The organism is Azospirillum lipoferum (assembly GCF_024170005.1).
Lineage (GTDB): Bacteria > Pseudomonadota > Alphaproteobacteria > Azospirillales > Azospirillaceae > Azospirillum > Azospirillum lipoferum.
The window spans coordinates 367,196-390,913 of sequence record NZ_JALJXJ010000006.1 but is presented as its reverse complement, the minus strand read 5'-3'; the positions used below and the strand labels follow the sequence as shown (position 1 = coordinate 390,913).

Genomic DNA, 23,718 nt, shown 5'->3' with positions numbered 1-23,718 from the left:
TGAGGAGTGCCCGATGACCAACCGAACCATCCGGGTCTGGACGCTGATCCACAAATGGACCAGCCTGATCTGCACGCTCTTCATGCTGCTGCTGTGCCTGACCGGCCTGCCGCTGATCTTCCATGACGAGATCGAGGCGCTGACGGCGGAAGACACCCTGCCGCCCATGCCGGCCGAAACGCCGTTGAAGTCGCTGGACGAGGCGGTGGCCACGGCGCTGGCCACCTACCCCGGCGAGCGTCCGCTGTTCCTCAGCTTCGACGAGGACCGGCCGGTGGTGAACGTCACGACCGGTCCGGGCGCCCGCCCGCCGGTGTCGCAGATGCACATCTCCGCCATCGACCTCCGCAGCACGCGGATCCTGGCGGACCTGAACGACGACAAGGGCTTCATGCATGTGATGCTGCGCCTGCATGTGGACATGTTCGCAGGGCTCCCCGGCGAGCTTTTCCTCGGCTTCATGGGGTTCCTGCTGTTCATCGCCACCCTGTCGGGCGTGGTGATCTATGCCCCCTTCATGCGCAAGCTGTCCTTCGGCACGGTGCGGGCCGGACGCAGCAGGCGGCTGAAATGGCTCGACCTGCACAACATGCTGGGCATCGTCACGCTGATGTGGGTGGTGGTGGTCGGATTGACCGGTGTCATCAATACCCTGTCGGTGCCGCTGGTCGCCTATTGGCGCGCCAACGAGCTGGCGGCGATGATCGCCCCCTACGAGGGCAAGCCGGTTCCGGAGCGTTTCGCCTCGGTCGACGCCGCCGTCCGCACCGCCATGGAGGCCGCTCCCGGCATGCGCCCGCAATTCATCGCCTTCCCCGGCGTGCGCTTTTCCAGCAACCACCATTACGCGGTGTGGCTGAAGGGAGCCACGCCGGCCACCAACCGGATCCTGACCCCCGCCCTGATTGACGCGGAGACCGGGGCCTTCACCGACATGCGCTCCATGCCCTGGTACATGCTGGCGCTGCGGCTGTCGCAGCCGCTGCATTTCGGCGACTATGGCGGGCTGCCGATGAAGATCCTGTGGGCGGTGCTGGACCTGCTGACCATCATCATCCTCGGCAGCGGCCTGTATCTGTGGCTCGCCCGCCGCCGCAGCGTGCAGGACCACGCCGCGGCCGGCTCCGCCAACCTGCGCGCCGCCGTTGGAGAGGCTGCGGAATGAAGCCGCGCACTCCCCTCCCCCTGCTGGCGATCTTCGGCATTCCCCTGGCAATCGCGTTCGTCACCGCCGCCGGGCTGATGACCGCCCTGCTGGATGACGGACTGGTGGACGCCGTGTCCTGGGCGGCGCTGTCGGTCCCCGTGCTGGCTGCGGTCTGGGCCTGGCGGAAACGCGAGCGCTGAAGCGTGCCCCGCCGATTCCGCAGGGCCGGCAGGGCCGAATCATAACATCCGGTGCCGTTATCGATCCGAAATAATACATTGACGGGACTGGTGAATCCGGGAAACCTCAACCCCTTGACAATAGGGACAGCAAGGTTCCGCGCCCGATGCAGTCATCCACCCGGAACGCCTCGTCGGCTCCCACACCGCCAGCCATGCCACCTCTGCTCAGCGTCGAGAACCTGTCCGTCGCGTTCGGCGGACAACGCGTCATCGAGGATCTCAGCTTCCGTGTTCATCCCGGCCGGACGCTCGCGATCGTCGGCGAATCAGGGTCGGGCAAGTCGGTGACGTCGCTGTCGGTGATGCGGCTCGCCGACATGGTGGGCGCGCACTATCCCGCCGGCCGCATCCTGTTCGAGGGCAGCCGGGGGCCGCGCGACCTGCTGACGGCCACGCAGAAGGAGATGCGGGCGATCCGCGGCAAGGAGATCGCCATGATCTTCCAGGAGCCGATGACCTCGCTGAACCCCGTCTTCACCATCGGCGACCAGATCGGCGAGACGCTGGTCCTGCATGAAGGCATGGCCAAGGCCGCGGCGGCGGAGGAGGCCCGGCGGCTGCTCGACATGGTCCGCCTGCCGGACGCCGCCCAGATCCTCAAGCGCTACCCGCACCAGCTCTCGGGCGGCATGCGCCAGCGGGTGATGATCGCCATGGCGCTGGCCTGCCGGCCCCGGCTGCTGATCGCGGACGAGCCGACGACCGCGCTCGACGTGACGATCCAGGCGCAGATCCTGACCATCATGCGCGACCTCCAGGCCGAACTCGGCATGGCGATGATGTTCATCACCCACGACATGGGCGTGGTGGCCGAGATGGCGGACGATGTCGTCGTCCTGTGGAAGGGCCGCAAGGTCGAGGAGGGCCGCGCCGCCGACCTCTTCGCCGCCCCACGCCAGCCCTACACCCGCGCCCTGCTGGCCGCGGTGCCGCGGCTGGGCGCCATGGCGGGGCAGGATCATCCCCGCCGCCTGCCCTTGACCGTTCTCGACGGCGACCATGTCACCACCATGGGCGAGGCCCGGGTGCAGGACACCGCCGACTACGGCGCCCCGCCCCTCCTGTCGGTCCGCGACCTGTCCGTCCGGTTCAAGTCCAGGACCAACTGGCTCGGCCGCGCGACGCATCAGGTCCATGCGGTGACGCAGGTCTCCTTCGACATCCATCCGGGCGAAACGCTGGCGCTGGTCGGCGAGTCCGGCTCCGGCAAATCGACGATCGGGCGCACCATCCAGCAGTTGCAGGACGCGACCTCGGGCCGCATCTCGTTCCGCGGCCGCCCCCTGTCGGAGATGGGGGCGGCGGACCGCAACCGGCTGCGGCGCGACGTCCAGTACATCTTCCAGGATCCCTTCGCGTCGCTGGATCCGCGCAAGACGGTCGGCTTCTCGATCGCGGAGCCGATCCGCACCCATGGCCTGCTCGACGGCGAGCGCGAGATCCGCAAACGGGTGGACGGGCTGCTGGAGCGGGTCGGGCTCGCCCCCGCCCATGCGGCCCGCTACCCGCATGAATTCTCCGGCGGCCAGCGCCAGCGCGTCTGCATCGCCCGCGCGCTCGCCTCCGACCCCAAGCTGATCATCGCCGACGAGGCGCTGTCGGCGCTCGACGTGTCGATCCAGGCGCAGGTCATCAACCTGTTCATGGATCTCCAGGCCGAACGCGGCCTCGCCTATCTCTTCATCAGCCACGACATGGCGGTGGTGGAGAAGATGAGCCACCGGGTCGCCGTCCTTTTCCTCGGCCAGATCATGGAAATGGGAAGCCGGCGGCAGATCTTCGAAAGCCCGGCGCACGACTACACGCGCCGCCTGCTGTCCGCGGTCCCGGTCGCCGACCCGTCGCGGCGGAGCCGCCGCGCCCTGCTGGACGGCGAGATCCCGAGCCCGGTCCGCGCCGTCGGCGACGATCCCGCGGTCCTGCCGCTGGAAGAGGTGCAGCCGGGGCATTTCGTCCGCCGGAGCGCATGACCCGGCGCCCTCGTCAACCAACAACAACCATCGATCAAGGAACAGGCGTCATGGCATTGGGAGTCAGGGGATTCAAGGCCGCGTTCATGGCGGCGCTGCTGGCGGGGACGGCCTTCATGGCGACGCCCGCGGAGGCCGCCGGGAAGCTGACGATCTCGTCGCCGCAGGATCCCGGAAGCTGGGACCCGATCGACACCTTCCTGGTCAACTGGGCCTCGGTCGGCACCAACATCTTCGACGGGCTGACCTACCGCGGCCCGGACCGCAAGCTGGTGCCCGGGCTGGCCGAATCCTGGACCGAGATGGACGGCGGCAAGCGCATCCGCTTCAAGCTGCGCAGTGGCGTGACCTTCCACAACGGCGAGCCGTTCAACGCCGCCGCCGTGAAGTTCACCTTCGACCGGCTGCTGGGCGAGGAAGGGGCGAAGGGGCCGCAGCGCTCCAACTACACCGCCATCGACAGCGTCGAGGTCATCGACGACACCACCGTCGATCTCAAGCTGAAGGCACCCGACCCGGTCCTGCTGACCAAGCTGGCCGGCTACGGTGCGATGATCGTGCCGCCGAACTACATCAAGGAAAAGGGCGACGCCTTCTTCAACGTCAACCCGGTCGGCACCGGACCGTTCAAGTTCGTCTCCTACGCCCCCAAGACCGGCATCAGGCTGGAGGCCAATCCCAACTACTGGGGCGGCGCGCCGAAGCTGTCGGAGGTCGAATACCGCTTCATCACCGAGCCGGCGACCGCCGTCGCCGAGCTTCAGGCCGGCCGCGTCGATGTCGTGCTGCCGCCGACCATTCCCATCGGCATGGTCCCGGTGATCCAGGCCGACCCGAAGCTGACGCTGCTGAGCGTTCCGGGGCCGACGGTGGACGCCCTGCGCTTCAACACCAAGAGCGGCATCACCGCCGATCCGCGGGTGCGCAAGGCGCTGACGATGGCGGTGGACCGCGCGGCCATCGTCTCGTCGATCCTGGCCGGCCAGGCCTCGCAGATCGCCAGCTTCCAGGGCGAGCTGTCCTTCGGCTACGACCCGGCGCTGAAGCCGCTGCCCTATGACCCGAAGGGCGCGCAGGCCCTGCTGGCCCAGGCCGGCGTGAAGCCGGGCGCCACGGTGCAGATCGACATCCGCGGCAACGACGCCACGATGAACGAGGTGGCCCAGGCCGTCGCCGCCTATCTGGGCGCCGTCGGCGTCGTCGCGACGATCAAGCCGTACGAGACCAACGTGCTGCTGAACGACGTCATCCCGCAGGGCAAGACCGGTGCGATGTTCCAGCAGAAATGGGGCGGCTGGACCTTCGACTACGACAACACCGCCTACGCCATGTACCATTCCGGCGAAAAGTGGAACCCGTACGAGCAGGACCCTGATCTGGACAAGCTGCTGGAATCGCAGCGCGCGATCACCGACGGGACGGAGCGCGAGCGCATCCTGAAGCAGATCGCGCACACCGTCGCCGACAAGGCGCTGGAGATGCCGCTCTACAATTCCAACGCCATCTACGGCGTCGCCAAGCGGGTGAAGAACTTCCCGCCGGCCTCGGACAACCGTCCGAAGCTGACCGAGGTGACGGTGGACTGACCGCGCATCCGTTCTTCAGGCCCGTTTTTTCAGGATGGCATGTCTTGGCCGGTTTCCTTCTCAAGCGCCTGATCCAGGCGGTCTTCGTCATGATCGTGGTGACGCTGGTCGTCTCCATCGCGATCCGCCTGACGGGTGACCCGGCCCTCATGCTCACGCAAGGGGCGGGCAGCATCACCGAACAGGATCTGGAGCGCATCCGCGAGGCGCTGGGGGTCAACCGGCCCTTCCTCGTCCAGTATGGCGGCTTCCTGGCCGGACTGCTGCGGTTCGACTTCGGCAACAGCTTCCTCGGCGGTACGCCGGTGTCGCGGCTGATTACCGACGCGCTGCCGGCCACGCTGCTGCTGGCGCTGGTGTCGATGGCCATTTCCATCGCCCTGTCGATCCCGCTCGGCATCCGGGCGGCGACGGCGCGGGGCGGGGTCGCCGATCAGGCGATCCGCATCCTGTCGCTGGTCGGCCTGTCGGTGCCCAACTTCTGGCTGGCGACGATGCTGGTGCTGCTGTTCGCCATCACGCTGGGCTGGCTGCCGCCGAGCGGGATGGAGGGCCCCGCGAACTTCATCCTGCCGGCGGTCACCATGGGCGTCATCCTGACCGCGACCAATGTGCGGCTGGTGCGCAGCGCCATGCTGGAGACCCTGCAGTCGCAGTATGTCATGGTGGCGCGCGCCAAGGGGCTGAGCGAGGGCAAGGTCCTCTACAAGCATGCGCTGCGCAACTGCGCCATCCCGCTGATCACCTATTTCGGCCTGCAGTTCGGCGGCCTGCTGGGCGGCATCGTCGTGGTCGAGCGCGTCTTCAACTGGCCGGGGCTCGGCACGCTGGCCTTCGACGCGGTGGCCGCACGCGATTACCCGGTGCTCCAGGGCGTCATCACCGTCCTGTCGCTGCTGATTGTCGGCGTCAACCTGCTGGTCGACATCGCCTATGGGCTGGTCGATCCGCGCATCCGGACCTCGTGACCGCCATGGCCGCCGTCCTTTCCTTCCTGCGCTCACAGCACTTCCGCAATCTGGAATTCCTGGTCGGCGCCACGCTGACCCTGGTCATCTGCCTCGCCGTGCTCTTCTCCGACCAGCTGTTCCCCGGGGGTGCGGACAAGATGGACCTGCTGGCCCGTCTGGCCCCGCCCTTCCGGAACGCGGCACATCCGCTGGGCACCGACCCCCTGGGCCGGGACGTGCTGGCCCGTGTGGTTGCGGGCGGCAGGATCTCGCTGCTGGTCGGTTTCGTCTCGGTCGCCGGGGCGGTGGTGATCGGCGTGCTGATGGGGCTGATCTCCGGCTATTACCGCGGCATCTGCGACATGGTGGTGATGCGCTTCGCCGACGTGCAGCTGGCGCTGCCCTTCATCCTGCTGGCGATCACCTTCATCGCCATCGTCGGCGGCAGCCTGACCAACACCATCATCCTGCTGATCGTGTCGCAGTGGGTGCAGTACGCGCGCCTCGTCCGCGGCTCCGTCCTGGCCTTGCGCGAGCGGGAGTTCATCCAGTCCGCCCGTGCCATCGGGGTGAAGGACTGGCGGATCATCGTCCAGCATCTGCTGCCGAACCTGATCGGCTCGGTGATCGTGCTGCTGACGCTGAACGTCGCCAACAACATCCTGCTGGAAAGCAGCCTGACCTTCCTCGGGCTCGGCATCGATCCGACCATCCCAAGCTGGGGCGGCATGCTGGCCTCCGGGCGCACCTATCTCCAGGTCGCCTGGTGGGTCAGCGTCTTCCCCGGCCTTGCCATCCTTCTGACCGTGCTGGGCCTGAACCTGCTCGGCGACTGGCTGCGCGACAGCCTGGATCCCACCGGGAGAACGTCTCGATGACCGTCCTGTTCGAAGCCTCGTTCGAGCGGACGCTCGACCGGCTGTGCGCCCGGCTGAGCGGAAGCCCCCGGAGCGGCCATCTGGTGGAGGCCTGGACCTTCGACGACGCGCGGAGCCGCCGGGCCTGCGAACGGCGCCTCGCGGAGCGCGGCGTGTCCGTCTGCATCCGCAGCGCCTACAAGCCTATGCTGCATTTCTTCCTGGAGGAGGTCGAGTCCCGCGATCTGGCGGCGGTGACCGTCGCCTATCCGGTTCACCCGCAGGCTCCGGCGAACCGCTTCCTGCTGGAGGCCTATCCGCTGGCCGCCCTGCTGGCGGGGGCGGAGGTCGCGTTCCGTCCGCGGGCGGACGGCGCGTTCCATTACGACGTGACGCTGATTTTCAAGGATGGCCGGCGGGAGGAGCGGCGGGTCGCCGCGCCCAACCGCATCCACACCGACATGGCGGGGGAGACCAGCGTGTCGCCGACCGGCTGGTTGCGCCTCGGCGATGGTGGCGACGGCGAACGGCTGGAGACCGATTACGAGCAGCTTTTCGAAGGCGCCATGACGGCCATCGCCAATCACCCCTGGACCGGAGCCGAGCCCTATTTCGAGGAGCTGAGCATCCGCGCCGAGTTTCCGGCGACGGACGAACCGCTGGGCTTCGCCGACGAGGTGGTCAGCCTGCGCGAGGCCTTGCACGAGGACTTCTACTTCTCCCTGCTGGAGGTGTTCCAGCGCAAGTCCGGCCGGCCGCTCGGCGACCGCGGGCTGAAGCCGGGCCAGATCGCGCCGGATATTGCTCTGAGCGACGGCGCGGTGCAGGTGCGGGTGGAACTGCGTCCCCTGTCGCGCGGCGCCATCACGGCCGCCGACGAGCCGCTGGACGCCCCCTCGCTGGACCGCGCCGCCGCTCCGGTCGGCGACGCGGCGATCCGTGCCGGACTGGAGCGGATCGGCGGCGAGCCGTTCGAGGCGGAGACGCGCAGCGGGCGCCAAGTGCTTGCCCGCCATGTGCGGGGCAGCGACGCGGCGGTGATGATCAGCGGCGGCCAGCACGCGAACGAGACGACCGGCGTGGTGGGCGCCCTGCGGGCCGCGAGCCGGCTGGCGCAGCGTCCGGGCGCGCATTTCACCGTGTCGCCCCTGGAGAATCCGGACGGCTACGCCCTGCATCACCGGCTGCGGGCCGGCAACCCGCGCCACATGCACCACGCGGCGCGTTACACCGCGCTCGGCGACGACCTGGAATACCGCAACCCGGTGGAGGCCGGTCCCCATCTCAATGAGAAGGCGATCCGGCTGGAGGCGGAGCGGCGGAGCGGTGCCCGCCTCCACCTGAACCTGCACGGCTACCCCGCGCATGAATGGACCCGGCCGCTGTCGGGCTATGTGCCGCGCAACTTCGCCATGTGGACCCTGCCCAAGGGCTTCTTCCTGGTGATGCGCCACCACGCGGGCTGGGAGACGGCGGCGGAACGCCTACTCGACCGGGTGACGGCGCATCTCGGCACGATACCTGGGCTGGCGGCCCGCAACGCAGACCAGATCGCGCTGTACGAAACCCATGCCGGCGAGACCGGGTTCCGCATCATCAACGGCTTCCCCTGCCTGTCGTCGCTGGACGAACGCAGCACGGTGCCGGTAACCCTGATCACCGAATATCCGGACGAAACCATCTACGGCGATGCCTTCATCCAGGGCCACACCGCGCAGATGGAGACGGTGCTCGCCGCCTACGAGGCTTGGCAGGAGCTTATCGTGAGCTGAGCGGCCCGCCCTACTTCTGCACCAGCGGGCAGCCGCCTTCCGACAGCGGACGGAACGCCTCCGGGCCGGGGATGGTCCTGACCAGCTTGTAGAAGTCCCAGGGACCCTTCGATTCCTCGGGTTTCTTGACCTCGAAGAACAGCATGTCGTGGACCGCCCGGCCGTCAACGCGGACATTGCCCTTGCCGAACAGGGGATCGTCGGTCGGCAGGTCCCGCATCCTGGCAGCGACGATGGTGGCGTCGGTGCTGTCGGCGGCCTTGACCGCCTTCAGGTAATGGAGGGCGCCGGCATAGACGCCGGCCTGGTTGCCGGTGGGACGGCGCCCGTCCATCCGGGCGGCGAAGCGGTCGGCGAAGGCGCGGGTACCGGGATTCAGATCCCAATAGAAGGCCTCGGTCAGATACAGCCCCTGGGCATCCTTCAATCCGACGGCGGCGACGTCGCTCAACTGCATCAGCAGGGCGGCCAGCCGCTGGCCGCCGCCGGTGATGCCGAACTCTGTCGCCTGCTTGACCGATCCGATGGTGTCGCCCACCGCGTTGGCGAGCCCGATGATCTGCGCGCCGCTGCCCTGCGCCTGCAGCAGGTAGGAGGAGAAATCGGACGCGTTGGGCGGATGGCGGACGCTGCCGACGATGGTGCCGCCCAGGCTCTTGACCACCGCCGAGGCGTCGCGCTCCAGCGCATGGCCGAAGGCATAGTCGGCGGTCATGAAGAACCAGCGCTTGCCCCCGCTCTCCGTCACCGCCCGCGCCGTGCCGTTGGCCAGCGCCCAGGTGTCGTAGGTCCACTGGATGGTGTTGGGGGAGCATTTCGGACCGGTCAGCTCGGTCGTGCCCGGACCGGATGCGATGAAGACCGCCTTGGACTTGCGCGTCACCTCGTTCACCGCCAGCGCCACCGACGAGAAGGGCACGTCCAGGATCGCGTCGACATGCTCCTGGTCCAGCCAGCGGCGCGCGGTGGCGGCGCCGATATCGGGCTTGTTCTGGTGGTCGGCGTGGATGACCTCGATGGTGACGCCGGGCAGTTCCCTGGCGAAATCCTCCGCCGCCAGTTCCGCAGCCACCACCGAGCCCCGGCCGGTGCTGTCGGACGCGAAGCCGCTCATGTCGGTCAGAACCCCGAGCTTCACCCGCCGGGACGCGATCTCGGCCGAGGCCGGGGCTATGCCGATCGACAATGCGACAAGGCTGACCGCGGCCATGCCGGCCAGTACGTATCCGGTCTTCATCATGGTCCTCCCCTTATTCATTCTGATGCTTTTTGGTTTTGCCCGCCGTCTTTTGCCCGCTGCCGTCAGGCCTCGCCGCGCAGGTCCTGCAAAACCGCCTGGGCGACGTCCTGGCGCACGCTGCCGCGCTCCACCAGGGCCGCGGCGACGCGGTCGATCTCGTCGCCGACCGCGCCGGCCATCATCGCGATGTTCTGGGCATGCAGGGCCATGTGGCCCTTCTGGATGCCGGTGGTCGCGAGCGCCTTCAGCGCCGAGAAGTTCTGGGCCAGCCCGACCGCGGCGATGATGCGGGCGAGACGTTCGGCGCTGGTCACGCCGAGGATCGCCAGACAGGCCTGCGCCGTCGGATGCGCCTTGGTGGCGCCGCCGATCAGCCCGACCGCCATCGGCAGTTCGATGGAGCCGCTGAGCTGTCCGTCGGCGGTCACCTCGAAGCGGGTCAGGCTGCCATACTGGCCGCCACGGGCGGCATAGGCATGGGCGCCGGCCTCCACCGCGCGGGTGTCGTTGCCGGTGGCCAGCACGACGGCGCTGACGCCGTTCATGATCCCCTTGTTGTGGGTGGCGGCGCGATACGGATCGGCGGCGGCGAAGTGGTAGGCGCTGACGATGCCGTCGCGCACCGCCTCGCCGCCGATCTGGCCGCCGATCTGGTCCAGCGGCCACACCGCATGCGCCCGCGCCAGCCGGCGGTCGGCCAGATTGGACAGGATGCGCAGATACACCCGGCCGCCGCTCCAGGCCGCGATGTGGGGGGCCAGCGTCTCCGCCATGCTGTTGACGGCGTTGGCGCCCATCGCGTCGCGGGTATCGACGATCAGATGGGTCACCAGCATCGGGCCGCCCCGGCTGTCGAGCACACGCACCTCGACGTCGCGGAAGCCGCCACCGAAGGACAGCAGCACCGGGTCGCAGCCATCGCAGATCGCCTTGATCTCCTCGCGCCGCCCGAGGATGCGCAGGCGGGCCGCATGGGGATCGGCGACGTCGACCGCCTGGATCTGCGCGATCATCAGCGTGCCGGACATCGAGGTGGTGAAGCCGCCGGCGTCATAGCATTGCCGGGCCGCGTTGCAGACCGCGGCGACGACCGACGACTCCTCCGTCGCCATCGGGATCAGCACATCCTCGCCGTCGACCCTCATGTTGGTCGCGATCCCCAGGGGGATGTTCATCGACCCGATCACGTTCTCGACCAGACGGTCGGCAAGGCCCAGATCCAGGTTCCCGGTGTCCGACAGCCGGGCCGCCGCCGCGGCATCGAGGCCGGCGAAGTCCGAGACGAGCGCCAATCGCTCCGCCGGCGATTTCTTGTGGAATCCGGGAATGCGGGAACTGCGGGTGGTGTCAGTCATTCCTGAACCCTGTCTTGCGCTTTGCGGATGCATCCCCCTCCGATGCCGCAAGGCGGCGCGACCGGATGGGAGAATGGGGGTGGTGCCGGGGTGGTGCTGGCCGAACCGGCGCCGCGGGCCACCCCGCCATCACCGTTCGTTCACGTGATGATCAGTGATACAAATGGACGGCACAAGGGACAGTTCCCCGGAATCTCCGGGACACTGTACCAGCGCATTCATTGGGACACTGAGGCGGTGATGCGATGACACGGGTGGGCAGCATCGTCGACAGGATCGCCGGCCTGATCGGCGAGGGCTTGCTGAAGCCGGGGGAGCGCCTGCTGTCGGTGCGGGCCGGCGCCGTCGAGCACGGCGTCTCGAAGAACACGATGGCCGAGGCCTACGACCGTCTGGTGGCGCTGGGCCATGTCGAGGCGAAGCAGGGGGCCGGCTATTACGTCGCCCGCGTCCGCCATGCGGTGGCCGGGCAGCAGTCCGCCCATGTCGCCGAGGCGGTGGACTTCGTTTCCCTGCTTCGCGAACAGCTGGTGCAGAGCTACGCGGTACGGATCGGCGACGGCCGGCCGCCGCCGTCCTGGATGGAGCGGTTCGAAGTCGGTGGCAACCCGCGCTTCCTGGCCGCGACGCGTGGCCTGACGCCGGACCACGGCTACGGCTCCCCCTGGGGTTTCCTGCCGTTGCGCGAGCGGCTGGCGCTGACGCTCGGTGAACGGTCGATCACGGCGTCGCCGGACCAGATCCTGCTGACCCAGGGCGCCAACCACGCGCTCGACCTCGTCGCCCGCCAGATGCTGGAACCGGGGGACACCGTGCTGGTCGACAGCCCCGGCTATTATCCGCTGTTCGGCAAGCTCCGGCTGTCGCGCATCGGCATCGTCGGCGTCCAGCGGCGCCACGACGGCCCCGACCTCGACGATCTCGCCGCCAAGGCCGCCGCCCACAAGCCGAAGCTGTTCTTCACCCAGTCGCTGGCGCACAACCCGACCGGCGGCTCGATCACGCCCGCGGTCGCCCACCGCCTGCTGGGGATTGCCGAGCAGCACGGCCTGTATGTCGTCGAGGACGACCCCTTCGCCGATGTCCTGCCCGCCGCCAGCCCACGGCTCGCCGCGCTCGACCAACTGGAGCGGGTCATCTATGTCGGCACCTTCTCAAAAACCCTGTCGGCCAGCCTCCGTGTCGGCTATGTCGCGGCGAAACGCCCGCTGATCGACCGGCTGTGCGACGTCAAGATGCTGACCATCGTCAGCACCTCCGACTATGTCGAGCGGATCGTCTACGCCTTCATTGCCTCCGGCCAGTATCTCCGGCATCTGCGCCGGCTGAAGACGCTGATCGGGGAGCATACGGAAAAGGCGACGCTTGCCCTTACCCGCATCGGTGTCCGGCTGCCGCCGGCCGCTCCCGGCGGATATTATCTGTGGGGTGAGCTTCCCGACCGCATCGACGAGGCGGAGCTGGTGCGCCAGGCCGCGGAACAGGGGATTTTCCTGGCGCCCGGCACGCTGTTCCTGCCGACGCGGACGGCGACCGCGCCAGCGATGCGGATCAACATCGCCTATGCCGGCGATCCCCGCTTCATCGCATTTCTCGGCGACCGTCTGCACGCACACGGCGCGCGGTGACCGATGCCGCGCTGACCGGTTCCGTTGCAAAGGGAAGCGCATCGCTGCCTGGATGTGAAGGCGACCGCTGTTTATGGCTTTGAACGAGATCGGTCGGCTCGGAAGCTGGAGCGAGCTTTCCCCCTTTGCCGCCCTACCATCCGCAATCACCGCCTCGCTGCGAACAGGCCCCTGTCAATACCGGATGACGATCGTCTGTGATGTACTGATAGGCAGTTCAGTTTTATAGGTTATCTGTTTCAGAACCAAATTGGATCGGATGGTGGCAACGAATTCTATTTTCGATATTTTGTTTGTGATCAGATGTTCAAGCTCTTCAACATCTCGAACAACGACGCGCAGCAGGAAATCGCAGTCGCCTGTCATCCAATTGCATTCCATCACCTCGGGAATCCTCTCGACGGCATCCCGGAAATTCTCCAGCGCCGATTGCGGCTGTTTGTCGAGCTTGACTTGGATGTAGGCATTGATTTCCAGCCCCATCGCCTTTGGATTCAGAAGGGTGACCCGTCGATCGATGATGCCGGTCTGCTCCAGCTTCTTCACCCGCGTAAGGCAGGGTGAGGGAGACAGGTTGATTCTGCCGGCAAGCTCGACGTTCGTCAGATTTGCGTCCTTCTGCAGTTCGTTGAGGATCTTGATGTCGGTTCGGTCGAGCGTCAGCGTGTTCATCATGATGACTCCCTGTTGTATCCTTGACGGCTTGGCTTGGAACCGAAGCGAAGAGCGGCAGGAAATTCCGCGGAACAAACCCATCCGGGTTCAGCACGCGCTTCCTTCTGCCAATCGGGTGTGCATACGGCAGAGTGTACCCGAGGCCGGCCAGTGGCAGAATCTATGGGATTGCCATTTTATGTCGCGAAACTGTCAAACTCCCACTATGATCCGCGTCAGAATGCACGGGGGCCGCAATATTGCCGAAGATTGCGCGGATTGGTGCGAAGTGGCCGGAAGCCTCGGCGGCCGGCGATGCCGCCCCGAGGCCGTGGGATCCCACCGGCCTGCGCGTCAGCTTCACCACGCTGGATCCCGACGAGATTGCCCGCCCGCTGGTCTCTTTCCTTGTCCGGCGCAATGTGGATGATGACGAATTGCCGATCCACTGGCACCGGAAAGGCCAGCTGGTGGTGGCGGCGGAAGGCTCGGTCATGTGCCGGACGCTCGATGGGCTTCGGATCGTCCCGTCCAATGGAGCGGTTTGGATTCCGGGAGAGATTCCCCACAGCGTTTCGATGTCGGACAAGGGCCGGTCATACTGCGTTTTCATCAATCCGGGGATTTCGCCCCTGCCGGATTCCTGCGCGACATTCTCGATCAGCCCGATGTTGCGCGAGATGATCTTTCACTTGGCCAACCTGCCGCCGCTCTATCCTCTGGAAGGTCCGACGAGCCGTCTGGTCCAGGTCATCCTGGACGAGCTTGCCCAGATGAAGACGGAGCCACTCCACTTCCCGGTTTCCAGCCATCCCAGGATACAGCGCATCGCCGCCCAGTTGCTGGAGGCGCCGGACGACCGCAGGACCATCCGGGACTGGGCGGCAGCGGTCGCCACGAGCGAGCGTACGCTGGCCCGGCTTATCCTGAAACAGACGGGAATGTCGTTCGGCCGGTGGCGCCAGCAGCTCCATATCGTGATCGCCGTTCAACGGCTGTCGATGGGTGCCACCGTTCAGGCGATCTCCCAGGAACTGGGATACGATTCTCCGAGCGCGTTCACCGCCATGTTCAGGAAGCACATGGGGCAGCCCCCGCGACGGTATCTGCAGGATCGGGCCGAAGGCACGACGAACTGACACGGCATCGCCCTTGTCATGCCAAAGGCCCTCGATCCTGCCTGCCGGGATCAAGGGCCGTTGGCGTGTCGGGGACCGGCATTGCGGTCCCCCGGATGCTTGCCGCCGCTTACCCTGTCAGCTGACGATATCCTGCCTGATGCTCTTTCGCGCTGCCATGAAGGCTGCCGCCGCCAGCACATAGACGAGCGACGTGCTGATCAGCGCCCAGCGGATGGCGTCACCGGAGCCCATCGACGGCGCGAGAAGATCGCTGATCAGGCCGACCGACAGCGGTCCAAGGCCAAGCCCGATCAGATTGGCGAAGAACAGGAAGATGGCGGTGGCCGTTGCCCTGGTGCGCGGACGCACCAGGCTTTGCACCGCCGCAAAGATGGGACCGTAATAGATGGACTGCAGCATCATCGGCAATCCCATCAGGCAAAGCGCCGCTACGGTGTTCGAGGCGGTGTAAGTCGCGAAAAGCGCAAAGGGCATGCACAGGGCCGCCGCTGCCGGGATGGTGGCATAGGCGTTCAGACTGCTGCGTACGCCGCGATCCGTCGACCAGCCGCCCAGCCAGGTGCCGGCTGCTCCGCAGATGCCGACGATCAGGCCCAGCACCGTACCGAGAAAACCGGTGGCGCCCAGTCGGATTCCGGTGAGATCGTTCAGCCTGACCGCCAGCGTGCCCAACCCTTCCGCGTGATTGCGCAGAAAGTGGGAGCTTTGAAAGGCGAGATTGCTGTAAATCCCGAAACTCATGGCCGCCATCGCGACCGTGAGCCAGATGTAGGTCCGCTTGCTGCCGAGTTCGGCCAGTGCCTCCCTCAGGCTGGGTGCGGCTTGAACCTCGCTGGCCGCGAAGGACTTTCGCGGCTCGGGCAGCGTGAAATAGGCCAGAAGCCCAAGGATGATGCCGGGCACCCCGACCAGCGCGAAGGATGCGCGCCAGCCGAGACTGTCCGCGATCAGGCCGCCGACCACCATCCCGACCAGGGTACCGGCCGGAATGCCCATGGAGAAGAACGCCAGCGCCGAGGCCCGCCTCTCTCTCGTCGTGTAATCGCTGATCAGGGACTGGGATGCCGGCGTGCAGCCGGCTTCGCCGACCCCGACACCGACCCTGGCGAGGAACAGCTGGGCAAAGGTCTGGGCCACGCCGCAGATCGTCGTGAACAGGCTCCAGGTGATCGCCGACAGCGCGACGATCCTGACCCGGTTCGCACGTTCCGCCCATCGCGCGATCGGAAGGGCCAGGGTCGCGTAGAAGATGGCGAAGGATAGTCCGGTCAACGACCCCAACTGCCAGTCGGCGAGACCGAGTTCGCGCTTGATCGGTTCCGCCAGGATATTGACGATCTGACGGTCGACGAAGTTCAGCATATAGACGAGGAACAGCATGGTCAGGGCATAGCGCCGATAGTGGATCGACAGGCCCATCGGTTTCGGCTGCGGCATCGACACCGTGGTCGTTGCGTCTTCGATCATACGGCAGTCTCCAAAAAGACCGGGCACGGGGGGCCGGGTCGGTTTCGGTCGGAACGCGGTGTCGGGAGGTGCTGGGGTTTGCGTGCAGCCGGCCTGCGGTCGGAGTTTGACGCCCGTGCCGATGGGAAACACGCCGCAGTCGGCGCGCGGGTCGCAGGGGCCGGCCAGGGTCGCCTGGTAGGCGAGATTGAAGAGATGGCGCCCTTGACCGTGCCACCGAGCGCGAGGCGGAGGATCCGGCGTCCCTGATTGGATGCGCCGTTACGGAACGTCTATGAAAGCGGAGAAGCCATATTATTCGTCGGATTCAAAATATTCCATTCGTCCGAACCTGCCCGAAGAGTAAATCAGCGGAACCTTGTCCTGAGCATGGCTCTGGGAAACAACGGCACCGATCATGATCGTATGGGTGGCGACTTCCACGGCGTCCTGCAGTCTGCAATCGAAGCTGCAAACGGATTGGCGAAGGACCGGAACCCCGGTAACCGTCTCGCCCCAGTCTGCGGGGGAGAAACGGGAGGCGCCCTTGCTGCCGTCCAGCGCCGCGAAGCGTTCCGCCAGCTGGACCTGATCGGCGGAAAGGACGTTCCAGGAAAAGGCGCCGGTCCGGAGAATGACGTCGTGGGCCTCGGCACTGCGGTTGATGCAGGCAAGAACCATCGGCGGATCGACACACAGGGAAACCGCGGCGGTGACGGTCAGGCCACGCCTGTCGGCACCCTGGCCCGACGCCACGATCGAGACCGACCCCACGACAGTCCGCAACGCACTCTTGAAGGCCGCCGTCTCCACATACTCTGGAACACGGAAATCTTGTCCTGACATGGTGACCTCACGCAAGGCAGTGGAAGGGCATGCCGCCGACCCTGGCTGGCACTGCAGGGCTGGCCGTCCAGAAACTGTGTTGGCAGCGGTGTTACGGGGCAGAGACGACCGGCAGCGTCCGGTGCTCCACGATGTTCAGCCCATAGCCCCGGAGTGCCACCGGGACATGCTGCGAGTTGGACAGAAGGATCATGTCGTGAATGCCGAGTTCCGCCAGAACCTGGGCACCGACGCCATAGTTGCGCAGTTCGGCCTTGTCGACGAGCGGCTCCCCCGCCTTCACCCGAAGAAGCTGTGAGAGTGGGACATCACGGCTGAACAGCACGATCACGCCCGTCCCTTCGGCGGCGATTTCCTGCATGGACCGGGCGACGATATCGCTGCGGTCGCCGGTCTGGCCGAGCACGTCCGACAGGATGTCCAGTGCGTGCATGCGCACCAGGGTCGGCCTCTCGTCGATCACGCCCTTCACCAGCGCAATCGCTTCCGTCCCGATTGCCTTGATGCGGAAGATGATGGCGCTCCACTCGCCGCCCCATCGGCTGTCGAATTTCGTGGTGACGACACGTTCGACATCGTGATCGTGGCGGCGGCGGAAGGCGATCAGGTCGCGGATCGTGCCGATCTTGAGCGCGTGGCGCCGGGCGAAGGCGACGAGATCGTCGAGACGGGCCATCGTCCCGTCCTCCTTCATGATCTCGCAGATCACGCCCGAGGGATTGAGGCCGGCAAGGCGCGCGACGTCCACCGCCGCCTCGGTATGTCCCGCACGGACCAGGACGCCGCCGGGCCGCGCGACCAGGGGAAATATGTGGCCCGGCGAGACGATATGATCGGGCCCCCTGGCCGCGTCGATCGCCACGGCCACGGTCCGCGCCCGGTCAGCCACGGAAATGCCGGTGGAAACCCCCTCACGCGCCTCGATGGAAACGGTGAAGGCCGTCCCATGGCGGGTGCCGTTTTGCGGGCTCATCAGTTTGAGGCCGAGCTGGTCGACCCGCTCCTTGCCGAGCGCCAGACAGATCAGGCCCCTGCCATGCGACGCCATGAAGTTGATCGCCTCGGGCGTCGCCATCTGCGCCGGGATCACGAGATCGCCCTCGTTCTCCCGCTCCTCGTCGTCGACAAGGATGAACATTCGGCCATTGCGGGCCTCTTCGATGATCTCCATCGTCGAGGACAGGAATGAATGGCGTGGGTTGCTGGGCAGCATCGTCATGATCTTCCTTCGATCACCGCATCACATGTTCGACAGCGCCTGACGGATCAGCGAATCCTCGGAATCGTCGTAGAGTGAGTTGATCAACGCCGCGTAACGTTCGTTCAGTACCTTGCGCCGCTTTTTCCGGGTTGCCGTCATGACGCCATTTTCGGCCGACAGCTCTTCGGGAAGGATCCGGAACGACTTTATCTGCTCGACCGGCGCCAGCCTCTGGTTCGCCTTGGCGACCTCCCCTTCGATCAGGTGGATGACCGCTTCCGACGAACAGAAATCCGCGTAGTCGTTGATCGTTTCGTTCCGCTCCTTCACCCAGTCCGTCATCGCGATGCGGTCGACCTCGATCAGCGCCACCAGGTATTTCCGCCCGTCGCCACAGACCGCGGCTTCCGAGATGTAGGGGCTTCGCCGCAACTCGTTCTCGATCTGCGCCGGACTGATCGACTTGCCGCCGGAGGTGTTGATGATCTCCTTCTTCCGGTCGATGATCGCCAGCTGGCCATCGGGCCGGACCTCGACGATGTCGCCGGTGTGGAGCCATCCGTCGCGCAGAGCCTCCAGCGTGTCGTCAGGCTTGTTCAGGTACCCCGTGAACAGGCCGGGTCCCGTCACCAGCATCTCGCCGTCGCCGGCGACCCTGGTCTTCCAGCGGGGATCGGCGATCGGAACGCCGATGGTGCCGGGCTTCGACCAGTCCCGCATCTGCCCGGTGTTCGCTCCGACCAGTTCGGTCTGCCCATAGACCTCCTTGAGGTTCACCCCCCAGGTCTGCCACAGCTTCACGACGTCCGGCGGCATCGGCGCGGAGGCGGTGTACGGGTATTTGAGCTGGTCCAGACCGATCTCCGCCAGGAGCGGCAGGAAGACCTGATCGCGGCAGGTCGCGAAAAGCGCCTGGAGAAAGGGATCGTCCGGGCCGTCCGTCTGCCGGTCCGCCAGCGCCTTCTGGGCGATGGACATCGCGAAGCGGTAGGATTTCCTGCCAACCGAAGCCGACGCATTGATCCTGCTGACCAGTTCGGCGGCGTAGCGTTGATAGAAGCGCGGCGGCGCCATCCAATAGGTTGGCCTCACATCGCGGATGGTCGTCGCGAAGTCCGCTCCGGTCTCGCCGAAATAAGGCGTGACCTCGCTGATGAGAGGAAGAACGATTCCCTGCCCGAGCCCGACGACATGGGAGAGGGGGAGATGGACGACCACCCGCTGGGGTTCGCGGAAAAGCGCCGGGCAAAAGCTTCGGATGGTCACCAGACCCTCGATCAGCGAGCGGTGGGTGAGGATCGCACCCTTGGGATTGCCGGTCGTCCCGGAGGTGTAGACGATGCTGGCATTGTCCTCGGGCCGCGCCATTCCGGCCTGCTCGTCGAGCAGTGACGCACAGTCGGACGACGAGGCGGAAAACCGCGGCAGCGAGACGATGTTTTTCGATGACGGAACCGCCGGATCGAAGACCACGATCTTCTTCAGCGTCTCCGCCTGCCGGCTGCGGAGAAGGACGGCGAGTTCCTTCTCTCCGGCGACGAAGGCGAATTTGCTCCCGGAATCCTCCAGGAAATACTCCACCTCCTCGGTCGAGGAGGTGAAATAGATCCCGACCGCCACGCCGCCGGAACAGACCGTCGCCATGTAGGCGGCCACCCAGTCCTGCGAGATGTCCCCCATGATGGCGACATGGTCCCCCTTCTCCAGACCATGGTCGAGGAGGGCACGCGATAGCGCTGTGACGTCCCTGGCGAATTCACCCCAGGTCGTGGCGTGCCACGTACCGGCACGCTTCTGGAAGAACGCCACGGCCTCGCCCCTGCCGTCCCGGCGGTCGCGCAGCAGCGACGGCAGCGTCCCGTCCTCATGCGCGGTCGGTGGAGGGTCGATTGGGGATGAGGTAATCGTAGATGGGACGGGCGGGAAAAAGGAATGCGGCCCGCCCATCTCAATTGCCGCCTTCTGCAAAGCGCTTGCGCTTCTCGCGGAAGGCGGCGACGGCCTCCCGGCGCTCCGGGCTGTGGAAGGTGAGCATCTCGTGCGCCATGGCGGTGTCGAGATTCAGGTGCATCTGCTCCTTGATCAGCTTGTTGACGGCGTATTTGGTCCAGACGATGGCATCGCGGGGGCCGGAGGCCAGCATCTCGGCGTAGCGGACCGCATGCTCGACGACGGTTCCTTCCGGCACGACCCCGTTGATCATTCCGGCCGCAGCCGCGTCCTCCGCCGAAATGAAGTCTCCGGTCATCAGATAATGCTTCGCCCGCACCGGCCCCAGAAGGAGCGGCCAGATCACCGCACCGCCGTCCCCGGCGACGACGCCGGCCGTCACATGGGTGTCGGCGAAGCGGGCAGCGGGCTCGGCGAAGACGACATCGCAGAACAGGGCGAGCGTGGCGCCCAGCCCGACGGCGACGCCATTCACGGCGGCGATCAGCGGGCATTCCAGTTCGAGCATGTTGCGGATGAGGTGACGCCCGGAACGGGTGGGCGAAATCGGCCCCAGATTGTCATCGAGCGCAGTCTGATCGCCGCCGGAGCAGAAGCCGCGACCCGCACCGGTCAGGACGACGGCCTTGACCGCCCGGTCATTGTCGAGGTCCGCGAACAGCTCTTCCAGCGCGGAATGCATCGGCCAGTCGATGGCGTTGAGGATTTCCGGCCGGTTCAGGGTGACGATGGCCACGCCGCTCGCGCGTTTCTCGACGAGCAGGCCCCTATAGGTCTTGTCGGTCATGTGAGACTCTCTTCAGATCGGTCGACAGGGGATCAGGCCGAAGCGCTCACCTTCCGCATCCTGCGGATCTGGTCGAGGATCTCGTCGGTCGGACGCACCACATTGCTGCGGTCGTTGAAATGCGGGATGACGTAGCGGCCGACCAGTTCGATCGCCTTCATGATCTCGGCGTGCGAAACAGAGTCGATGTGGAACAGGATTTCTTCGGCGCCGGTCTCGATGAAGCGTTCCAGCTGGCGGATGACCGTATCCGGGCTGCCGCAGACCAGACTGGCGGAGTCGTTGAGCAGATAATCCCAGTCGGTGGCCGCGCGCTGGAGCGCTTCCAGCCCTTCCCCCATATAGGCGTAGTCGTCGGCGATCTTCGCCAGCCGCGGATAGGCGTCGGTCGAGATGCGGGCGTACTGCATCAGCGGCTCGGCATAGATGTCCTTCGCCGCCTGATCGGTTTCGGCGATCCCGAGGAACACCGGCATGCCGAGACGCGGACGGTCGAGCGGGCCGTTCGGATCCCGCTGCCAGTTCGACCGGTAGGCTTCGACCATCTTCGCCTGGGCGTCCCAGCCCTGGTAGAGCGTGTGGCTGAGGACGGCGAGCCCCTGGCGGGCCGCCCAGACATGGCTGCGCTCGCTGGTCGCGGCGATGCCCATCAGCGGATAGGGCTTCTGGATCGGCTTCGGCACCAGCATGCGCGGCGGAACCTGATAATGCTTGCCCTCGAAGGTGAAGATGTCCTTGCTGAAGGCTTCGCGGATCAGCGCGATCCCCTCCTCCATCTGCTCAAGGGTTTCCGCGGGTTCCACGTTGAAGGCGCGCATGGCGATGGTGGTGTTTGCCCGGCCGCAATACAGCTCCATGCGGCCGTTGGACAGGATGTCGGTCACCGCCGCACGTTCCGCCGTGCGGAGGGCGTGGTTGATCTTCTTGGGCATCAGCGAAACCGCCGGCCTCAGCCGGATGCGGGACGTCACCGCCGCGAGGTAGCCATATACGACTTCGGGAGCCGAGCTAGAGATCCCGCCCAAGGCGACATGCTGCTCGGACAGGCTGACGATGTCGAAACCCATCTTCTCGGCAAACGCCGCCTCTTCGACAAGCTCGTGAAGCCGGCGCGAATAGCTTTGGCCAACCAGGGTTTCCTGCTCGGACCAGAAGCCGAACTTGACTGCCATTTGGATGCCCTCTCGGGTTTGTTTGGGATGCCTCTTCGGTGACTGGAAGCTTGTCACGAAGTCGGCGGCAGAACCTGCCAAAGATCCGTTATGCCGACTGTGTGTTCAGAACATTATTTTGTGTAGGAATGATCGACCGGATAGCCGCGCGGCAACGGCGACGCGGTGTCAAACCGGATCGTCCCGGGAAAAGCTCTCGACGAGAAGCGAGGCGATGCGCTCGATGCAATGCCTGCCGATGCTCGCCGAGGAACCGGTGGGGTCGCCGAGAATGCCGTTGGCGCTGACGGCCGCAAGCCCGTCGCGCCACATCAGTTCCAGGTCGCCCTGTGAAAGAAGCCCCAATCGTCCGGCCTCATAGCGCCCGGTGCGCACCCGCCCGGGGTGGATGTCGAGCATCAGCGAGGTTTCGGCGATATCGGCATGGCCGCCGACCCTGATCGGCTCGCCACCCGCCTCACTCACCGCATCGCGCCAGCACTCCAGCCATGCCTTCGCATCGGTGAAGGCGGAGATGCGGCAGGAGGCGGGCACGGCCGACCGCAAGCGCGGCAGCATCCTGGCCAAGGGCGGAGAATTGCCGACATGGGCGGAGAAGATCAGAATCCGCTCGAAGCCATGCCTCGCCAGGCTGGTGCAGTAGTCCCGGCAGATCATTTCGAACGTGCTGTCCTGCAAGGAGATCGTGCCGGGAAATGCGAGATGATGGGACGAGCAGCCGACCCTGATGGTCGGCGCGACCAGCGCCCCTCCCACGCCCTTCGCCACCAGGATGCCCAAGTGGTCCGCGTGATCGGCATCGACGCTGAGGGTCAGGTGCGGTCCATGCTGCTCCACCGCCCCGCAGGGGATGACGATGGTCCGGGTGCCGCCCGCGATGGCGAGAGCGACCTCGGACGAGGTCATGAACTCAAGCCGGAGATGATCGCCGTCAGTCATGCTGCTGCCTCGCCTTGCGCTGGAGGAATCGTTCACGAGCCGCGGCCGTCTCTCCGCGGTTCAGGTAATCCTGCATGTCGCCGAGCGTGCGCGCTTCAAGTTCCTCGTCGGTCATCCGCGGCGCATCGGTGAAGGTCCGTTTGATCGCCGAGAACAGAGCCATGTCCTTGAGGCGAAGCGTCTCGGCGACGGCACAGGTCCGGTCCTGCAGATCGGTGAAACCGACGATTTCGTCGACGAGGCCCATCGCCTGCGCCTCCTGCGCCGAAACGAGGTCCCCGGAATAGAGCAGGCGCTCGGCAGCCCGGCGCCCGAGGCGGTTCATCGCCTGCCGCATGCCCTTCGCGGCGGGAAGCAGGCCGTGATTGATCTCGGGAAAGCCGAATCTGGCCCCCTCGCTCGCCACGACATGATCCGCAAACAGAACCAGTTCCAGCGCCCCGCCCACCGCATAGCCGTTGACGGCGCACAGCAGCGGGCAGCGGTAGCCTTCGAGTGCGACAAGCAGCCGATGGAAGGCGCGCATGCGCGGAATCGCGGCGTCCGCCCTGGCGGTGATCTCGCGAATGTCGCCGCCGGCGCTGAAGAAGCGCTCTCCGGCCCCGGTCAGGATCACCGCCGGCGCGTCGGCCTCTTCGCCGAACCGGGCAAGATCGTCCGCCAGCGCCTGGATCAGATCGAGGGAAAGCGCGTTGGCGGGTGGCCTGTCGATGGTCAGCCGGACCAGAGTCGTGGATAAACGATCCATCCTCAGCATGTTGCATCCTTTCAGGTCGCGCGAGGCTCCGTGGCACCGGAGGTTAGCGCGTGCCTCTCAAGGGGTTCTTCCGAAGA

General features: G+C 66.2%; 20 protein-coding genes. 9 read left to right on the top strand and 11 right to left on the bottom strand.

The annotated features are described in order from the left end of the window. The first annotated feature begins 13 nt into the window (after positions 1-13). The 7 genes from J2848_RS16150 (at position 14) to J2848_RS16120 (ending at position 8,524) form a co-directional block, all read left to right on the top strand. Positions 14-1,165, top strand: a complete 1,152-nt coding sequence (locus tag J2848_RS16150; RefSeq protein ID WP_149231759.1) for a PepSY-associated TM helix domain-containing protein — start codon at positions 14-16, stop codon at positions 1,163-1,165. Further along, positions 1,162-1,347, top strand: a complete 186-nt coding sequence (locus J2848_RS16145; RefSeq protein ID WP_149231760.1) for a hypothetical protein — start codon at positions 1,162-1,164, stop codon at positions 1,345-1,347. Before J2848_RS16150 ends, J2848_RS16145 begins: the two co-directional genes overlap by 4 nt. A gap of 146 nt (positions 1,348-1,493) precedes the next feature. After that, positions 1,494-3,359, top strand: coding sequence for an ABC transporter ATP-binding protein (locus J2848_RS16140; protein ID WP_211103150.1), 1,866 nt, complete (start codon positions 1,494-1,496; stop codon positions 3,357-3,359). Positions 3,360-3,409: 50 nt separating this feature from the next. After that, entirely contained in the window at positions 3,410-4,945 is a 1,536-nt protein-coding gene (locus J2848_RS16135; RefSeq protein ID WP_149231761.1) for an ABC transporter substrate-binding protein, read from the top strand. Between the two features lie 44 nt (positions 4,946-4,989). Beyond that, positions 4,990-5,913 (top strand): ABC transporter permease, encoded by a 924-nt coding sequence (locus J2848_RS16130; protein WP_149231762.1) that lies wholly within the window; start codon positions 4,990-4,992, stop codon positions 5,911-5,913. 5 nt (positions 5,914-5,918) lie between these two features. Continuing rightward, positions 5,919-6,773: an ABC transporter permease gene (locus J2848_RS16125; protein ID WP_149231763.1), complete on the top strand. Its 855-nt coding sequence runs from the start codon at positions 5,919-5,921 to the stop codon at positions 6,771-6,773. Continuing rightward, the gene (locus J2848_RS16120; protein WP_149231764.1) at positions 6,770-8,524 is read left to right on the top strand and encodes a M14 family metallopeptidase; all 1,755 of its coding nucleotides are present in this window, start codon (positions 6,770-6,772) and stop codon (positions 8,522-8,524) included. The genes J2848_RS16125 and J2848_RS16120 overlap by 4 nt, the downstream gene beginning before the upstream one ends. Before the next feature lie 10 nt (positions 8,525-8,534). On the opposite strand, the gene J2848_RS16115 is transcribed toward J2848_RS16120, so the two are convergent. Both J2848_RS16115 and J2848_RS16110 read right to left on the bottom strand, forming a co-directional pair. After that, positions 8,535-9,764 (bottom strand): ABC transporter substrate-binding protein, encoded by a 1,230-nt coding sequence (locus J2848_RS16115; RefSeq protein ID WP_318605033.1) that lies wholly within the window; start codon positions 9,762-9,764, stop codon positions 8,535-8,537. 62 nt (positions 9,765-9,826) lie between these two features. Beyond that, entirely contained in the window at positions 9,827-11,119 is a 1,293-nt protein-coding gene (locus J2848_RS16110) for a hydroxymethylglutaryl-CoA reductase, degradative (protein WP_149231765.1), read from the bottom strand. Positions 11,120-11,364: 245 nt separating this feature from the next. Here J2848_RS16110 and J2848_RS16105 point away from each other — a divergent pair, with 245 nt between their 5' ends. Continuing rightward, entirely contained in the window at positions 11,365-12,747 is a 1,383-nt protein-coding gene (locus tag J2848_RS16105; protein ID WP_149231766.1) for an aminotransferase-like domain-containing protein, read from the top strand. Between the two features lie 174 nt (positions 12,748-12,921). Here the strand turns inward: J2848_RS16105 and J2848_RS16100 are convergent, their stop codons facing one another. Further along, positions 12,922-13,422: an Lrp/AsnC family transcriptional regulator gene (locus tag J2848_RS16100; protein WP_246193896.1), complete on the bottom strand. Its 501-nt coding sequence runs from the start codon at positions 13,420-13,422 to the stop codon at positions 12,922-12,924. Positions 13,423-13,661: 239 nt separating this feature from the next. Between J2848_RS16100 and J2848_RS16095 the strand changes: the two genes are divergently transcribed. Continuing rightward, positions 13,662-14,540 (top strand): AraC family transcriptional regulator, encoded by an 879-nt coding sequence (locus tag J2848_RS16095; protein WP_149231768.1) that lies wholly within the window; start codon positions 13,662-13,664, stop codon positions 14,538-14,540. Between the two features lie 117 nt (positions 14,541-14,657). Here J2848_RS16095 and J2848_RS16090 read toward each other — a convergent pair whose 3' ends face one another. The 8 genes from J2848_RS16090 to J2848_RS16055 all read right to left on the bottom strand — a co-directional run bounded on the left by J2848_RS16090 (position 14,658) and on the right by J2848_RS16055 (position 23,641). Continuing rightward, entirely contained in the window at positions 14,658-15,980 is a 1,323-nt protein-coding gene (locus J2848_RS16090) for a spinster family MFS transporter (protein WP_246193897.1), read from the bottom strand. 324 nt (positions 15,981-16,304) lie between these two features. Beyond that, positions 16,305-16,835 carry a flavin reductase family protein gene (locus J2848_RS16085; protein ID WP_149231770.1) on the bottom strand — a complete coding sequence of 177 codons (531 nt, stop codon included), beginning with the start codon at positions 16,833-16,835 and terminating at the stop codon, positions 16,305-16,307. A 91-nt stretch (positions 16,836-16,926) separates the two neighbouring features. Continuing rightward, positions 16,927-18,054, bottom strand: a complete 1,128-nt coding sequence (gene ribB, locus J2848_RS16080) for a 3,4-dihydroxy-2-butanone-4-phosphate synthase (RefSeq protein ID WP_149231771.1) — start codon at positions 18,052-18,054, stop codon at positions 16,927-16,929. Between the two features lie 21 nt (positions 18,055-18,075). Next, entirely contained in the window at positions 18,076-20,004 is a 1,929-nt protein-coding gene (locus tag J2848_RS16075; RefSeq protein ID WP_253568665.1) for an AMP-dependent synthetase/ligase, read from the bottom strand. After that, positions 19,985-20,773, bottom strand: a complete 789-nt coding sequence (locus J2848_RS16070) for an enoyl-CoA hydratase/isomerase family protein (protein ID WP_149231773.1) — start codon at positions 20,771-20,773, stop codon at positions 19,985-19,987. The genes J2848_RS16075 and J2848_RS16070 overlap by 20 nt, the downstream gene beginning before the upstream one ends. Before the next feature lie 32 nt (positions 20,774-20,805). Further along, complete coding sequence (locus tag J2848_RS16065; RefSeq protein WP_149231774.1) at positions 20,806-21,945, bottom strand: LLM class flavin-dependent oxidoreductase; 1,140 nt, start codon at positions 21,943-21,945, stop codon at positions 20,806-20,808. Positions 21,946-22,113: 168 nt separating this feature from the next. Then, positions 22,114-22,884, bottom strand: coding sequence for a creatininase family protein (locus J2848_RS16060; RefSeq protein WP_149231775.1), 771 nt, complete (start codon positions 22,882-22,884; stop codon positions 22,114-22,116). Beyond that, complete coding sequence (locus J2848_RS16055) at positions 22,877-23,641, bottom strand: enoyl-CoA hydratase/isomerase family protein (protein WP_149231776.1); 765 nt, start codon at positions 23,639-23,641, stop codon at positions 22,877-22,879. The genes J2848_RS16060 and J2848_RS16055 overlap by 8 nt, the downstream gene beginning before the upstream one ends. Positions 23,642-23,718: the final 77 nt, after the last annotated feature.